The organism is Hyalangium ruber (assembly GCF_034259325.1).
Classification (GTDB): domain Bacteria; phylum Myxococcota; class Myxococcia; order Myxococcales; family Myxococcaceae; genus Hyalangium_A; species Hyalangium_A rubrum.
On the sequence record NZ_JAXIVS010000002.1, the window covers coordinates 358,002 to 371,905 of the forward strand.

Annotated in this window: 15 protein-coding genes; 10 read left to right on the plus strand and 5 right to left on the minus strand. The window is 69.6% G+C overall.

The annotated features are described in order from the left end of the window. Window positions 1-66: 66 nt before the first annotated feature. Together SYV04_RS06505 and SYV04_RS06510 are read right to left on the minus strand one after the other, a co-directional pair. Window positions 67-345 (minus strand): GIY-YIG nuclease family protein, encoded by a 279-nt coding sequence (locus tag SYV04_RS06505; RefSeq protein WP_321545232.1) that lies wholly within the window; start codon window positions 343-345, stop codon window positions 67-69. Window positions 346-408: 63 nt separating this feature from the next. Beyond that, a complete protein-coding gene (locus SYV04_RS06510; protein ID WP_321544747.1) occupies window positions 409-738 on the minus strand; it encodes a CBS domain-containing protein in 330 nt (109 codons plus the stop codon). A 151-nt stretch (window positions 739-889) separates the two neighbouring features. On the opposite strand from SYV04_RS06510, the gene SYV04_RS06515 reads away from it, so the two are divergent. The 5 genes from SYV04_RS06515 to pdxA all read left to right on the plus strand — a co-directional run bounded on the left by SYV04_RS06515 (window position 890) and on the right by pdxA (window position 6,068). Continuing rightward, window positions 890-1,909, plus strand: a complete 1,020-nt coding sequence (locus SYV04_RS06515) for an alpha/beta hydrolase (protein WP_321544748.1) — start codon at window positions 890-892, stop codon at window positions 1,907-1,909. A gap of 54 nt (window positions 1,910-1,963) precedes the next feature. Next, window positions 1,964-2,992: a peptidylprolyl isomerase gene (locus SYV04_RS06520; protein WP_321544749.1), complete on the plus strand. Its 1,029-nt coding sequence runs from the start codon at window positions 1,964-1,966 to the stop codon at window positions 2,990-2,992. A 74-nt stretch (window positions 2,993-3,066) separates the two neighbouring features. Beyond that, complete coding sequence (locus SYV04_RS06525) at window positions 3,067-4,050, plus strand: peptidylprolyl isomerase (RefSeq protein WP_321544750.1); 984 nt, start codon at window positions 3,067-3,069, stop codon at window positions 4,048-4,050. A 15-nt stretch (window positions 4,051-4,065) separates the two neighbouring features. Further along, the gene (locus tag SYV04_RS06530) at window positions 4,066-5,034 is read left to right on the plus strand and encodes a peptidylprolyl isomerase (protein ID WP_321544751.1); all 969 of its coding nucleotides are present in this window, start codon (window positions 4,066-4,068) and stop codon (window positions 5,032-5,034) included. A gap of 29 nt (window positions 5,035-5,063) precedes the next feature. Next, window positions 5,064-6,068: a 4-hydroxythreonine-4-phosphate dehydrogenase PdxA gene (pdxA, locus tag SYV04_RS06535; RefSeq protein ID WP_321544752.1), complete on the plus strand. Its 1,005-nt coding sequence runs from the start codon at window positions 5,064-5,066 to the stop codon at window positions 6,066-6,068. Here the strand turns inward: pdxA and SYV04_RS06540 are convergent. After that, window positions 6,004-6,306, minus strand: a complete 303-nt coding sequence (locus SYV04_RS06540; protein ID WP_321544753.1) for a hypothetical protein — start codon at window positions 6,304-6,306, stop codon at window positions 6,004-6,006. The genes pdxA and SYV04_RS06540 overlap by 65 nt on opposite strands. Window positions 6,307-6,408: 102 nt before the next feature. Further along, window positions 6,409-7,851: an AgmX/PglI C-terminal domain-containing protein gene (locus SYV04_RS06545; protein WP_321544754.1), complete on the minus strand. Its 1,443-nt coding sequence runs from the start codon at window positions 7,849-7,851 to the stop codon at window positions 6,409-6,411. A 437-nt stretch (window positions 7,852-8,288) separates the two neighbouring features. Between SYV04_RS06545 and SYV04_RS06550 the strand changes: the two genes are divergently transcribed. Further along, the gene (locus SYV04_RS06550; RefSeq protein WP_321544755.1) at window positions 8,289-8,948 is read left to right on the plus strand and encodes a hypothetical protein; all 660 of its coding nucleotides are present in this window, start codon (window positions 8,289-8,291) and stop codon (window positions 8,946-8,948) included. Window positions 8,949-8,966: 18 nt separating this feature from the next. On the opposite strand, the gene SYV04_RS06555 is transcribed toward SYV04_RS06550, so the two are convergent. After that, on the minus strand, window positions 8,967-10,136 hold the full coding sequence (locus SYV04_RS06555) for a fatty acid desaturase family protein (protein ID WP_321544756.1): 1,170 nt from the start codon (window positions 10,134-10,136) through the stop codon (window positions 8,967-8,969). 216 nt (window positions 10,137-10,352) lie between these two features. On the opposite strand from SYV04_RS06555, the gene SYV04_RS06560 reads away from it, so the two are divergent. Genes SYV04_RS06560 through SYV04_RS06575 form a run of 4 tightly spaced genes read left to right on the plus strand, consistent with a single transcriptional unit; the run spans window position 10,353 to window position 13,798 of the window. After that, entirely contained in the window at window positions 10,353-11,774 is a 1,422-nt protein-coding gene (locus SYV04_RS06560; protein WP_321544757.1) for a serine/threonine protein kinase, read from the plus strand. Between the two features lie 39 nt (window positions 11,775-11,813). Further along, complete coding sequence (locus SYV04_RS06565) at window positions 11,814-12,275, plus strand: hypothetical protein (RefSeq protein WP_321544758.1); 462 nt, start codon at window positions 11,814-11,816, stop codon at window positions 12,273-12,275. Between the two features lie 48 nt (window positions 12,276-12,323). Next, window positions 12,324-13,316: an alpha/beta hydrolase family protein gene (locus SYV04_RS06570; RefSeq protein WP_321544759.1), complete on the plus strand. Its 993-nt coding sequence runs from the start codon at window positions 12,324-12,326 to the stop codon at window positions 13,314-13,316. Next, window positions 13,313-13,798: an SUKH-3 domain-containing protein gene (locus SYV04_RS06575; protein ID WP_321544760.1), complete on the plus strand. Its 486-nt coding sequence runs from the start codon at window positions 13,313-13,315 to the stop codon at window positions 13,796-13,798. Before SYV04_RS06570 ends, SYV04_RS06575 begins: the two co-directional genes overlap by 4 nt. Window positions 13,799-13,904 lie beyond the last annotated feature (106 nt).

A 13,904-nucleotide genomic window follows, 5' to 3' on the forward strand; every position in this document is an offset into this window, starting at 1 on the left:
AGCCGAAAGCTCCCCTGCCAGGCGATCGAGCCCCCCACTCCGGGCCCGCGAAAAGGACGCCTCGGGCTAGGGGGTGGCGGGGGCGCGCCGGGCCCGCGCGGAGGCCTTGGCTCGGGCGCGCGGCGGGGCAATCAACCGCAGCTTCTCGGCGCGGGTCAGGCGCTTGAGCGCGGCTTCCCGGCGCAGGGCGGCGCTCCGGTCCAGGGCGGGCTCGCTCCACACCAGCGTCACCGGCAGGCGCGCCCGCGTGTAGGCGGCGCCACGGCCCCGGCCGTGGGTGGCCACCCGGCGCTCCAAGTCGTTGGTCGCGCCGGTGTACAGCGTCCCGTCACCGCAGCGCAGCATGTAGACGGTCCAACCGCCCGAAGCGTCCGACACGCGCGCCACTGTACCGCAACGGCGCGCCGCTCAGGTGCCGCTGGCCCGCCCCCGCCCCTCCAAGAGCTGCGCCGCCCGCAACAGCCGCACGGCCTCCAGCTCGTCCTCCTCCTCGGGTGCCCAGGGAAAGCCACACTCGGCCATCACCTCCGAGACGGGCTGGAGCGGCCCCTCCCCCCAGGCCTGAAGAATGTGCGCCTCGCTCACCAGCCCCAGCAGCACACCCGTCTCCTCCACGACAGGCAGGAGCCGCAGGTGGTGCGCCTCCATGACCCGCAGGGCACACAGGAGTGTATCTGTGGGTAAAACGGTGACAGTGGCGGATGCTGCGGTTTCCTTCTTCGTTCCTTGCTGCCGCATCTCAATGGCCTCCGAGCCTTGGATACGGAGGGGTTCTGCAACCGGCCTGCCGACCCACACGGTTGCTCACTTTTCAACAAGGCGTCCGACGTGCCGGGGGCTTAAGGTTTGCAATGTGAGGCGACCCCAGGCGGCCCCGAGGCTGATGCGGATGGCGGAGCTCTTCTCCCGAGCGGTGAATCGCGGGGGGGAGGGGTTGCTGTCCCTGACCTTCCAACCGGACGAGCTGTACCGCGTCCCGACGGATGACGGGGCGGCCATCGCCCTGGGGCGCTACCACCCGCGGGGGGAACGCCGTTACGCCGAGCCGGTCATCCTCTGCCACGGGCTGGGGGCCAACCGCTTCCACCTGGACTTCGACGAGCGCTACAGCATGGCCCGCTACCTGGCGCGGGCGGGCTTCGAGGCCTGGGTGCTGGAGCTGCGCGGCCGAGGGCTGGCGGGCGAGTGCGGAGAGTTCACTTTCGATGATCAGGCCGAGCACGACGTGCGCGCCGCGCTGCGCACCGTGCTGTCCACGGGCCCCAAGCAGGTGCTCTGGGTGGGCCACTCCAAGGGAGGCCTCACGCTGTTCGCCCACCTGGCGCGCAACCCCCAGGCGCCCGTGCGCGCGGCGGCGGCGCTGGGCAGCCCCTTCACCTTCGCGGTGCAGCCGGGCCTGCGCCACTTCATCGGCCGCATCGAGCCGCTGCTGCGGCTCAAGAGCATCCCCACCCGGCGTATTACGAGCCTCGCCTTCTTCGGCGCGCCGCCGGGGCCGATGACCCGGTACATGATCCTCGCCGACAACATGGACCCGGAGGTGATTCGAAAGGCGCTGGCCAACGTGCCGGCGGACATCTCCGGGGGCGTGGGGCGCCAGTTCGCCCGGTGGATCTCCACCAACGCCTTCACCTCCCATGACGGGAGCTTCGACTACCGGGTGCCGCTGGCCGAGGCGCGCATGCCCTTCCTGCTGCTGGCCGGCAGCCGAGACTTGCTGGCCCCGCCCATGGCGGTGGCGCGGGCCAAGGAGCACCTGGGCGGGCCGGTGAAGCTCGTCATCGCCGGAAGGGCCCACGGCTTCGCCGAGGACTACGGGCACGCGGACCTGGTGCTCGGCCGCCGGGCGCCAGACGAAATCTTCCCGCTGGTGGAGACGTTCCTCAGCGCGCACGCGACCCGGGCCTGAGCCCACCGCTTGTTGTCCGGACCCGCTCGCCGTGCTACCCCGAGCGCCGTCTCCATGCCCGCCCGCCGCCCCTTGCTGCTGCTGCTGCCGCTGACGCTCGCCGCGTGCGAGCGCGCTCCAGCGCCCGGGCATGCCGTGGTGGACGTGCGGCACACTCCTTATAAGGAGGGCAGCGCCACCCCGGTGGCCCGCTGGCAGGGGGACGTGTTCACCGCCGAGGCCCTGGAGCAGCGCCTGCTGGAGATGAGCCCCGCGCTGCGCGAGCGCTACCAGACGCCCGCGGCCCGGCGGGAGTACGTGGAGAGCGTGGCCCGCTTCGAGATGCTGGTCCAGGAGGCGCTCGCGCGCGGGCTGCACGAGGACGCCGAGGTGGTGGCCAGCTTCAAGCGCGCGCTGGTGAGCCGGCTGATGCGCCAGCAGCTCGAGCAGACCGACATCACCGTCACCGACGCCGAGGTGGCCGAGGCCTACGAGCGCCAGCGCGGAGACTTCGTGCGGCCGGCCCAGGTGCGCCTCTCCCATGTCTTCCTGGCCGCGCCCCGGACGGACGCCGCGCAGGTGGCCGCCGCGCGCCCCCAGGCCGAGGCGCTGCTGGCCCAGGCCCGCGCCCTGCCACCGCTGGACTTCGGCGCCTTCGGCAAGCTGGCGCGCGAGCACAGCCAGGAGCCGCGCACCCAGCCGCTGGATGGGGACATGCGCTTCCTGTCCGACGAGGCGCTCGCGCGCGCCTACGGGCCCGAGCTGCTCGAGGCGGTGCGGGGCCTCACCGAGTCCGGCACGGTGGCGGGTCCGGTGCAGACCGAGGCTGGCTTCCACATCCTCAAGCTCCAGGGGCGGCAGCCCGCGGTGAACCTCTCACTGGAGGATATGCGCGAGCAGCTCACCCAGCGGCTGCGCAACGAGAAGCAGACGCGGGCCTGGGCGGACTTCCTGGAGTCCGTGGCCCGCCGCCAGCAGCTCACACTCGACGAGGCGGCGCTCGGCCGGGTGTCCGTGGACCTGCAGGCGCCCATGCGCGCGCCCTCGGGGCCGATGCCGGGGACGGTGCCGGCCCCCTACTCTCCGGGCGGAGGCACGCCATGACGGCCCGCCTGCCCACCGAGAGAGCCGCTTCCCCCGTTGCCCTTCCGCCGCGTCCTTCGTACAGGAAAGCCTGCATGCGCCTCTTCCCGACCCGCTCCTGTCTGCTCGCGCTGGCCCTGACGCTGGGGGCCGTGGGGTGTACGAAGCCCCCTCAGCAGGAGCCGGACGCCAACGTGGTGGCCACGGTGAACGGCGAGGTGCTGAGCCGGGCCGAGTTCGAGCAGGAGCTGGGGCGCGAGCTGGCCTCCGCCGAGGCCCCGGAGCGCACCCCCGAGGAGGTGGAGCCCTACAAGCGCGCCCTGCTGGACACGCTGGTGAAGCGCATGCTGCTCCTCCAGGAGGCCAAGCAGCACAACCTCGCCGTCACCCCCGAGGAGGTGGACCGGCGGATGCTGCGGCTGTCGGGGGACTACCCCACCGACAACTTCAGCGACGTGCTGACGCAGGGGCAGCTCTCGCTGGCGGAGCTGCGCGCCCGGGAGTCCCAGCGGCTGCTCATCGAGAAGCTGTTCGCCAACCACGTGTACTCGCGCGTGGCCGTCACGGAGGAGGAGCTGCGCGCCTACTATGCGGCCCATGAGACGGAGTTCAACGAGCCCGAGCAGGTCCACGCCGCGCAAATCGTGGTGAAGGACATGGACGAGGCCCGGCGGGTGCAGGCGCAGCTCCGGGCGGGCAAGAAGTTCGCGGACCTGGCGCGCCGCTACTCGCTGAGCGCGGACGCGAAGGTGGGCGGGGACCTGGGCTTCTTCCCGCGCGGGCAGATGCCGCCGGCGTTCGACGCGGTGGTGTTCGCCATGCGCCCCGGGCAGGTGTCGGACGTGGTGTCCACCGAGTACGGCTACCACCTGTTCCGGGTCATCGAGTTCAAGGCCGCGCGCAAGAAGGACTTCACCGAGGTGCGCTCGCAGGTGGAGGGGCGGATCGTGAAGCTCAAGCAGGCCGAGGCGCAAGAGAGCTTCGAGAAGGAATTGCAGGCCAAGGCGAAGATCTGGGTGAACGAGCCCACGCTGCAGGCCATCCGCGGGCGGCCGGCGCCGCGCGCGGCATCGAAATAGAGAACGAGGGACGAGATGAAGACGAAGCTGGGAGTCATCGCGGCGGTCGTGCTCGTGTGGAGCGGCGTGGCGCGCGCGGAGATGGTGGACAAGGTGGCCGCGGTGGTGAACCGCGACATCATCGCCCTGTCCGAGGTGCAGCAGCGCGCGGCGCCGGAGCTGGCGCGGGTGGCCAACGAGCGGGACGCGAAGCGGCGCGCGGACCAACGGGCGCAGATCCTCAAGCAGGCGCTGGATGTGCTCATCGCCGACAAGCTCATCGAGGCGGAGATCCGCGAGCTGGGGCTCTCGGTGACGTCGGCGGAAGTCGAAGAGGCGATGAAGGACGTGCAGAAGCAGAACGGGGTGACGGACGCGACCCAGTTCGCCGAGCTGCTGTCGCGCGAGGGCTACACGCTCAAGAGCTACCGCGAGTTCCTGGGCAAGCAGATCGCCCGCGGCCGGCTGATGCAGATGAAGGTGTCCTCGAAGATCAAGGTGTCCGAGGAGGACCTGAAGGCCGCCTATGCGCAGTACTCGAAGGTCGAGGGCGATGAGTACGAGGTCCACGCGCGCCACATCCTGGTGACGGTGGACCCGAAGGCGACGCCGGAGCAGGTGGAGGAGGGGCGCAAGAAGGCGGAGGCGATTGCCGCGGAGGCGCGTCGTCCGGGCATGGACTTCTCGTCGCTGGCGAAGGCGCGCAGCGAGGGCCCGAGCGCGGCGGATGGCGGCGACCTGGGCTTCTTCAAGCGCGGGGTGATGGTGCCGGCGTTCGAGAAGGCGGCGTTCGCGCTGAAGACGGGCGAGGTGAGCGAGCCCATCCGCACCAACTTCGGCTGGCACGTGCTGAAGGTGGAGGAGCGGCGCGCGGTGGGTGTCACCCCCTATGAGGAGATGCGCGGCAAGCTGGAGGCGGAGCTGCGGCAGCAGAAGACGGAGAAGTTCGTCGACCAGTACGTGCAGGAGCTGCGCAAGAAGGCCGTCATCGAAGTGAAGATCTGAGGGCCCAGCGCCCCGTGAGGAGTTCATCCATGCGGCTCCCCATCGTGGGCATCTCCCTGGGGGATGTGTCGGGCATCGGCCCGGAGGTGACTGCTGGAGCGCTCGCGCTCCCGCGAGTCCGCCGGGCGCTGGTGCCGGTGGTGTTCGGCGATGGGCCGACGCTGGAGCGCTTCCCCCTCTTCCGAAAGTACGCGCGCGCCACGCCGGAGACGCTGGGCCGGGTAACCGGGCCCACGGTGTGCGCAGTGACGGCGCTGGCCGAGAAGGAGCGCGTGCCCGGCAAGCCCACGCGGGAGGGTGGCCGGGCGCAGTACGCCTATGTCATGGCGGCCATCGCGGCGGCGCGCGCGGGGCACGTGGACGCGCTGTGTACGGCGCCGGTGTCCAAGGAGCAGATCTCCCGCGCGGGCATTCCGTTCATGGGGCACACGGAGGTGCTCGCCGAGGCGTTCGGCGCCGAGGTGATGATGCTGATGGACGGGCCCCGGGTGCGCATCGCGCTGGCCACCAACCACGTGCCCCTGTCCGCGCTGCCGAAGCTGCTCACGGTGGAGAAGCTCACCGAGCAGCTCCGGCTGATGTCCCGCGAGCTGGCGCCGGTGGTGGGGCGCCGCCCGCGCATCGCCGTGCTGGGGCTCAACCCGCACGCGGGCGAGGGCGGGCTGCTGGGACGCGAGGAGGTGGAGATCATCTCCCCGGCCATCCGCAAGGCTCGCGCGGCGAAGGTGGATGCGCACGGACCGGTGCCGGCGGACGGGCTCTTCGCGCGACCGGATGCCATCGGCTACGACGCGGTGCTGGCGATGTACCACGACCAGGGGCTCATCCCGGCCAAGGCGCTGGACTTCGAGCGCACGGTGAACGTGACGCTGGGGCTGCCGGTGCCGCGCACCTCGCCGGACCACGGCACCGCGTACGCGCTGGCGGGCACGGGCAAGGCGAGCCGCGTGCCCATGGTGGAGGCCCTGCTCAAAGCGGCACTGCTCGCCTCAAGTGCTCGACGAGGTCCTCCCCGTCGCGCTCCGGGTCGATGAGCGTCACGTGCGTGTCGTCGAGCGCCTCTTCTCGACGCACCATCACGCTGACGAGTCCCACGGGGCAGTAGCCCAGACACCCCGTGGGCCCCAGGCGCGTGCGCTCCCGCAGCCCGTGCGCGGCCAAAGTCTCGCGGATGCGGCGCGGCAGATCGATGCCCCCAGCCTCCGTCCGCAGCCGGAGGAGGCAGCGGTGGCAGAACTTGAGCTGTATGTCCCCGGAGGCCGGTTCACTCATACGTGACCTGGGTTCAACCCCAGGTCAGCGGGAACATATCCAGTGTGAGGCAGGCAGCCAGCCAAACCCTCACCCGGCCCCTCTCCCACGGGGAGAGGGAGGTCAGAAGGTGAAGGGGAAGCGGACCGGCTCCTGCTGCTGCACGCGGTGCTTCGGGAACTTCCAGCCGCGCACCAGTCCCTCGAGGCACGTCGCCAGCGGGGTGCCACGCAGGGCCGAGGTCTCCATCATCGTCCCGTAGGTGGAGCCGTCCGCGTGGACGAACCACCGCATCACGAACTTGCCTCCGCTGCCCTCGGGCACCGAGTCCTTGAAGCGCCGGAGGCACGAGACGATGGCCGGCTGATTGGCCACCACCACCTGCTGGATGTCCTGCGGCGTGAGCTTCTCCGGGAGGTTCACGCCAGGCGCTGGCGGGATGTAGACCGCCTTCGGTCCCTTTGACTCCGGCGCGTGGGCGGGCGCGTCATCCGTGAAGCCCAGCTCCCGCGCGAACTCCTCATCGTATTCCGAGTACCCGTCCTTCTTGCGCGGGGCCGGCGACGCGGGAGTGGCCTTCGCCACCGCGACTGGAGCTGGCGCCGGCTGCTGCTGCGCGATGAAGGGCGGCTCCTCCTCCGCCTCCGCGAGGGACGGATCCTCGATGAGACGACGAGGCTGCGGCCTCGGCTCGGCGGGTACCCTGCGGGCCTGCACGGGCTCACGCGGCGCGACGGGCTCCGCCTTCACGCTCGCGGGCTCGGGCTCCGAGGTCCGCGCCACCTCCGCGGGAGGGATGCTCACGGGCACCTCCGGCACGATGACGGGCGGCGCGGACACCTGCGGGGCAAGCTCCTGCCCAGGCACCACGGGGCCCGGAAGCGCTCCCGCGGAGACCCCCACCACGCCCTGAGCGCTCTCGCTCCAGTCCACCAGCGTCGGCTCCGACTGGCGCGGGAGTGGCGAGTTCTCCACGAAGAGAACGGACTCGGGGGCAGGCGCGACCGGTACGGGCGTCACCTCCGCACGCTCGGTCAGCGAGGAGGGAGACATCCACAGCAGACCCGCCGCGAGTACACCGACGACCCCCGCGCCGACCAAGGCCCCCGCGACGAGCCACCGCGAGCGGTGGACAGGCTCGGGCGCCACGGCCACAGGCGCCATGGGCGGGCTCCACGGCTGCTCCGGGAGCGGCATCATCGCCAGCCCGGGCAGAGTCGCCTGGGGCACGGGCGACGCGACAGGAGCGGCAGCGCTCACCACCGGCGACGGCTTGGGCTTCAGGTGCTCCGGAACCAGACAGTCGCCGCTCTCGAGGTCCTTCGAGTTCTCCGCGGGCTCCTCTGGAGCGGGGAGCGTGCGCAGCCACTGCTCCTCTTCGGCCGCCAGCGCGAGCACGCCATGGAGGAGCTCCGCAGGCTTTTCCACCGTCGCGGGCTTCACCTCCGTCGCGGGCTGGATGAACAGCTCGCGGTCCAGGTAGGCATCCAAGTCTGTGTCGAGCGCGTCATGCACATCCGGTTGGACACCGGAGACCGGCTCGAGATTCCACGCTGTCTCTTCCATACCGCTCCCCCCACACGCCCCACACAGCCCCGACCCAATCCGGGCGTTAAAAGTAAGGACGGCTGGAAAGCGCGCCACCTGAGTGTTCACCCCTGCGCAGCACTTCCTTCCGCTACTCACCAACACCGCAAAGAAGCGTTCGGTGTCGCGTGGGTGGGATGCGCGGCTTCACCCTGGAGGGAGACGATGATGACGTGCCGGAGACACGGAATAGCGCCGCACTTCCCAGGACTACTGAAGCCCATGCCAGAATTTCTTGTCCCGGAGGGCTCATGCGTTGGGTTGCCACTCTGCTGGCCGTCTTGTGGAGCCTGAGCGCCAAGGCTCAAGAGTCGAAGCTCGAACTGGCCCAGGTGGCCTGTACGAACACCCATGAATGCTGCCTGCTCCGTAACCCGGGCATGCTCGTGAAGCTTCTCCCGGGCGAATAGACAGCGATGGAAGATCCCTTCACGGCACAGATGCTGCTCCCAGATCTCCCTAATGATGAACCCTGGTTTGAACTGAAGTTCCATCTCCAGGAACTGCATGGGGATTCGCGCGACACCCTTCAGAAACTCCAGGAGCTGAAGCCGCTACTGGGTATCCGGGGCGAATCCCATCAGCTCCATGAAGAGCTCTTCACTCTCTATGGAGCAGTCCACCACCATGCCAAGGACCATGCTCGACGTGCCATGGAACTGGCTGGCCACCTGCTCACCCGCACACCGGAGAGCGTTCCGGAATGGAAACCCGGCGCTGAAGGCACCGCGAACTTCGACATCCCCTCCGAGGTCAGCGCCTGTACCTCGCTCGAAGATTCCCGGACCCAGCTGGCCTTTCACATGAACGCGCTGTTTGCCTCCGTGGACAGGGCACACCATTCGGTTCTTCGAGCCGCAGGCGCACGCGGCTCGATGCGCCAGGTGCTGGAGGCGGTACATGCGGAAGCCAGCGCCGCCTTCGCATCGCTCCATGACGATGCGCTGCCTCACGCCCGCGACGCCTATTGCTGGTCCGAGCAGCATTGGCGTCTCGCCGATCCTGAAGCTGCCGCTGCTCACGACCAACGCTCGGCGGAGATTGACGCTGAACTCGCTGCCTTGGAGAAGGAGTAGCCCCGTGGACCCCCGGGACTACTGAGCCACCGTGGGCAGCGCGGGGAGCGCGGCGCCCTCTTCCGACGGGAGCGCGGATGACACCGCTCTCCCCGGCGTGAGCCTCCGCATCGAGGCCTTACCCAGCACCACGTCCACCATCTTGCGCACCCGCGTCCAGACGCTCTCCTGCACGTAGGGCACGCCGTACTTCTCGCACAACGCCCGCACCTTCGGCTGCACCTCGCGGTACTTGAGCATCGGCAGGTCCGGCCAGATGTGGTGCTCGATCTGGTAGTTCAGCCACAGGTGCGCGAAGTCGTTCAGGTCCCCGCCCGTCCGGTAGTTCGCGCTGCCAATCACCTGCTGCACGAAGCGCGCACCCCGGCTCTCGGGCGCCTCATCGAAGCGGTACAGGTCCTCGCCCGTGTGGTTCGGCCCCACCACCAGGAAGGTGTGAACGCTGGTCAGCAAGTCCGCCAGCACCGAGTTGCACAGCACGCTGAACGCCGCCCACAGTCCCAGCGGCAGGAACAGCGCAGGGAAGAGCACGAAGTAGAACGCCGCGTAGGGCGCGTAGCACTTCCACACCAGCTCCCACTTCTCGGCGCGCGTCATCGAGGAGCCCTGCCGCCGGCCCTTGCGGCGCAGCGCGCTCAGCGTCTCCGGCGCGTAGTAGCTGGCACGCCACGTGAGCGCCAACAGCACCAGCTGCACGTAGCGCAGGGCCAGCGGCTGGCGCGGGTTGCGCAAGGTGGTTTCCGCGTTGCGCTCCAGCAGGTCCGGATCCGCATCCTCGCCCGTGTGCGAGTGGTGCAGGACGTTGTGCTCGTAGACCCATGCCTCCGGGAGCATCCAGTCCAGCCAGTCGAGGGCACGACGCCGCCCGCGCGCGAAGCCCTTGCTCGTGCGCGCCACCGGCGTACCCGGCACCCGGTCATAGCCGCGATGCCCCACGTGGTGCATGAGCAGCCAGCGCGTGGAGCGTCCCAGGCTCATCGCCGCCGCGCTCAGCGGGTTGGGCGCCAGCCAGCACGTGGCCACGCCCAGCACCGTGGCCAGCCGGCCCCAGCGCTCGATCTTCCTCAGGTGTGCCAGGTCCGCCTCGCCGAGCGAGGCATCCACCTGCTCTCGCATGGCCTTCAGCTCGCGATGGAAGCCGTCCATGTCCACGGAGGAAGGATCGAAGGTGCGTGCGGCCTGAGACATTCCGGAAGAATCCTGGGAGAGCGCGTGGGCCTCGGAGCCTACCAGTTCTCCGGACTCCCACCCGGACGGAAGCACCGGCTCTTGGAGAGCGCTGGGCAAACCTGTCTGACAACCAGACAGCTCGGTGAGGAGAGCCTTCGGGAGGGTGTTTCATTTGCGACCTACAAGGTAGGATCGATCCGGACGGATGCAGGTCTCCCGGATGGGCAGGGCTTCATGGACACACCTTCACTGATGGTGGAAGCAGGCCCGGACGCCTTGCGGTCCGGTACGCGCATCGGGAACTGGAGGCTGAGCGCGCTTCGCGGCCGGGGCACCTACGGCGCGGTCTACTCCGCCGTCAGCGCGGACGTGGAGCTCGCGGCCCTCAAGCTGGCCATCTACCCGAGAGATCCGCGCTTCGAGCGCGAAGTGGAGCTGCTCTGTCGCATCCGCCACCCGGGCGTGCCCCGGTTGCTCGATGCGGGATGGTGGCGGCACCCGGTGGGCCGGCTTCATCCCTACCTCGTCATGGAATGGGTGGAGGGGGTGTCGCTGTACGCATGGGCCGCGGCGCGCAATCCCTCCTCGCGCCAGGTGCTGGGACTGCTGGCCCAGGCAGCGCGCGCGCTTCAAGCCACCCACGAGGTGAGCGGCGTGCATCGAGACATCAAGGGCACCAATGTGCTGGTGCGACCCACGGATGGTCGGCTGTTCCTCACGGACTTCGGCTCGGGGTACTTCTCCGGCGCCTCGCGACTGACACCCCTGCCCATGCTGCCCGGTACCCCGGCCTACCGCAGTCCCGAGGCCTGGTACTCCATCCAGAGCGCGGGACCGCTGGCCACCTCCCCCGCGCTGGCTCGGCCGGCGGATGATGTCTTCTCCCTGGGCGTCATGGCCTACCGGTTGGTAACGAATGAGTACCCGCCCTTCACCAACCCCCACTTGGAGGAGGGACGATGCTGGCGGCCCGGGGGCGGCGGTCCTCGGCCTCCGAGGCAGCTCAACCCTCGGGTGGATGCGCAGCTCAACGCGCTCATCCTGCGCATGCTGTCGGTACAGCCAGCGGAGCGTGGCACCGCGGGCGAGCTGGCCGAGGCGATGGAGCGCGGCGTGGCACATGCCGGACCCTCGGCGGATGCGCCGCTGTTCGAGCGGGAGACGCGGGCCCCCGAGGCCGCACAGGCAGATGCCACCGCGCACGACCACGGAGAGCAGCGACAGGCCGAGGAACCCGCCCGAACCGTGGTGTCCAGGGTCCGAAGATGGCTGCCCTGGCTCACAGCGGTGGGAGCTCTGTGGCTGTGGCCCGCCGAGCCAGGCTCGGTGCGCACTGAGGAGTACCCCTCGATGGCGCACGATGCGAAGAGGGCCACCTCGGTCGGGGACACCGCGCTGAGCGCTTCCGCTGCCTCCTCGAATGTGCCCAACCGGGAAGCCATCGCCTTGGAGATTCCCAAACAGCCTCTGCCAGGACAGCGCAAGCCGGACGGGAAGGGCCGATGCATCAAGCATCAGATCGCCCTCAACGGTGGATGCTGGTGGAAGGTGGACCTCGAGGTCGATGACTGCCCGGGGACCGGCTACGTGTACCAGGGGGGATGTTACATCCCCATCTTCTTGCCGGGACGCCAGCCAACCTCTGCTCCCAGATAGCGCGTCTCTCCAACACCAGGGAGCGTAAGCTGGCCCCCCATGCTCACCGCCCTCCTTGCCCTGTCTCTCGCCACCGCGCCCTCCGTGGATGAGTTCTTCCGCGAACCAGAGCGGGTGCAGATCTTCCTCGCGGAGCTGGACCAGGAGATGCTCACGCCGCGCGAGAACGACACCCGCCCCCGTAGCGGCGTGTTCCTCCTTACCCGCGAGGGCCCTGAGCTGAAGAAGGAGGATCGCGAGGCCTTGTCGAAGATCTGGGTGCCCGCGAAGGACCACACGCCCAGGCCGCCGAGAAAGTGCATGTTCAACCCGGACATCGCCCTGCGCTTCTGGCGCGGCAAGACGTGGGTGGACGCGGTGGTGTGCTTCAGCTGCGAGCAGATCGCCTTCCGCGGTCCCAAGGGCGAAATCATCAAGCCGGGCTTCCTGGACGACTTCTCCGTGCTACACCAAGTCGCCAAGCAGGCGTTCCCCGACGGGAGCTATCACAAGGGATTGTGATGTCGGGTTGTACGACTCGAGCGCCCGAGGGCATTGGGAATGCACTGGATGGATGCACTGGCCGCGCGCCTCATGGCGCGTCGGCCCCGCTTCTTCGAGGATGGGTGGGGTGCCCAATCGCTCCTCGAGCGGCTCACCCGGAGTCCGCAGGGCTTCGCGCTCCCGGAGCTTCAAGAGGTCATCCTGAGCGCTCCTCGACGAGAGGGACGCATCCTCGTCCAGGAGGGGCGCTTCCCCAGCCCCGCCGCCGTCGGGCCCCTGCCCGCCTCCTGCGCCGAGGCTCGCTTCCAGCTCCTGCTGCCCGCTGACGCCGGTCCGCGTCCCCCCGTCTGCCTCTTCCTGGCCTCGTCCGGGGACCATGGCTTCGGCATGCGCCGCTTCCTGACCAAGCCGCTCCTCGCCCAGGGCGTGGGCGCGGTCCTGCTGGAGAACCCTTACTACGGCTCGCGTCGCCCCCCCGGTCAGCAAGACGAGGCGCTGCGCACCGTGGTCGACCTGCTGCTCATGTTCCGAGCCACCGCCGTCGAGGCCGTCGCGCTCCTGGGCTGGCTGCTGGCGCGCGGACACCCCAAGGTGGGCATCTCCGGCTACAGCATGGGTGGCAGCATGGCCGCCTACGCCGCCAGCCTCTTCCCGCTCCCGCTGGCCGTCATCCCCCTGGCCGTGGCGCACTCAGCGGCCCCCGTCTTCACACAGGGTGTCCTGTCCGCCGTGCCAGACTGGGAAGCGTTGGGGCGCGACTTCGGAGGCCCGGAGGCGGCACGCAAGCGGCTGGCCGAGTTCCTCGAGCCCCTCTCCATTACTCAGCTCCCACCTCTGCCCAACCCGCGCCGCGCCATCATCGTGGCCGCGCGCAAGGATGGCTTCGTGCCTTCCGCCTCCACCCTGCGCGTGCTGCAGCACTGGCGCGGCGCCGAGCTGCGCTATGTGTCCGGTGGCCACGTGAGCGGCCTCGTCACCGGCCGACGCGTCATCACCCGCGCCATCCTCGATGCCTTCTCGCGCATCGAGGCCATCGAGCTGCCTCCCGAAGCCGGATGAAGCGCCTCGACGAGCCACTGAGCCCAGAGGTCCTCGCCAGCCTGCGGTCCGCGGGGTGGGCTCCTGAGCGCTCCGCGCCCGTCGAGCCCGCGCGCCAGGCACTCCTTCAAGAGGGCGTGGTCCTCCATCCCGTGGCCGAGCAGGTGCTCCAGTCCCTCGGCGGACTGTCACTTCGCAGCGGGCCTGAACGGGGCGCGCGACGCCTCCAGGTGGATGCCGTGGAGGCCTGCCGGTGGATTGCCGAGGAGGACTGGCCCTACATCCAGAAGCTATTCTCCCCTTCCGCCTGCCCGGTCGCGAGCGGCGAGGGCATGCTGCACTTCGTGTCCGCGGAAGGCCGGTGGCTGGCGCTCCATGAAAGATGGACCGTCTGTTACTTCCTGCCCGACCTGGACTCGATGCTGCGCTTCGCGGTGTTCGGAGGAGCCGTCACCTTCGAGAGCAGGGGGCTTAACGGGAACGAGGTGCCGCCCGGCTACTGAGGTCCGGTGCCACCCTCCGCGCCCACCAGGAACTTCCGCCCCTGCTCGCCTGCGTCCAGAATCCGGGCCACGAGCACGGCTTCAGGCCGTGCCCGTGCTGTCTGAC

What these genes read in the sequence shown, in the direction of transcription:
- SYV04_RS06505 (WP_321545232.1), bottom strand. Translation starts at nt 345, where the DNA reads ATGCTGCGCTGCGGTGACGGGACGCTGTACACCGGCGCGACCAACGAC.
- SYV04_RS06510 (WP_321544747.1), bottom strand. Translation starts at nt 738, where the DNA reads ATGCGGCAGCAAGGAACGAAGAAGGAAACCGCAGCATCCGCCACTGTC.
- SYV04_RS06515 (WP_321544748.1), top strand. Translation starts at nt 890, where the DNA reads ATGGCGGAGCTCTTCTCCCGAGCGGTGAATCGCGGGGGGGAGGGGTTG.
- SYV04_RS06520 (WP_321544749.1), top strand. Translation starts at nt 1,964, where the DNA reads ATGCCCGCCCGCCGCCCCTTGCTGCTGCTGCTGCCGCTGACGCTCGCC.
- SYV04_RS06525 (WP_321544750.1), top strand. Translation starts at nt 3,067, where the DNA reads ATGCGCCTCTTCCCGACCCGCTCCTGTCTGCTCGCGCTGGCCCTGACG.
- SYV04_RS06530 (WP_321544751.1), top strand. Translation starts at nt 4,066, where the DNA reads ATGAAGACGAAGCTGGGAGTCATCGCGGCGGTCGTGCTCGTGTGGAGC.
- pdxA (WP_321544752.1), top strand. Translation starts at nt 5,064, where the DNA reads ATGCGGCTCCCCATCGTGGGCATCTCCCTGGGGGATGTGTCGGGCATC.
- SYV04_RS06540 (WP_321544753.1), bottom strand. Translation starts at nt 6,306, where the DNA reads ATGAGTGAACCGGCCTCCGGGGACATACAGCTCAAGTTCTGCCACCGC.
- SYV04_RS06545 (WP_321544754.1), bottom strand. Translation starts at nt 7,851, where the DNA reads ATGGAAGAGACAGCGTGGAATCTCGAGCCGGTCTCCGGTGTCCAACCG.
- SYV04_RS06550 (WP_321544755.1), top strand. Translation starts at nt 8,289, where the DNA reads ATGGAAGATCCCTTCACGGCACAGATGCTGCTCCCAGATCTCCCTAAT.
- SYV04_RS06555 (WP_321544756.1), bottom strand. Translation starts at nt 10,136, where the DNA reads ATGTCTCAGGCCGCACGCACCTTCGATCCTTCCTCCGTGGACATGGAC.
- SYV04_RS06560 (WP_321544757.1), top strand. Translation starts at nt 10,353, where the DNA reads ATGGACACACCTTCACTGATGGTGGAAGCAGGCCCGGACGCCTTGCGG.
- SYV04_RS06565 (WP_321544758.1), top strand. Translation starts at nt 11,814, where the DNA reads ATGCTCACCGCCCTCCTTGCCCTGTCTCTCGCCACCGCGCCCTCCGTG.
- SYV04_RS06570 (WP_321544759.1), top strand. Translation starts at nt 12,324, where the DNA reads ATGGATGCACTGGCCGCGCGCCTCATGGCGCGTCGGCCCCGCTTCTTC.
- SYV04_RS06575 (WP_321544760.1), top strand. Translation starts at nt 13,313, where the DNA reads ATGAAGCGCCTCGACGAGCCACTGAGCCCAGAGGTCCTCGCCAGCCTG.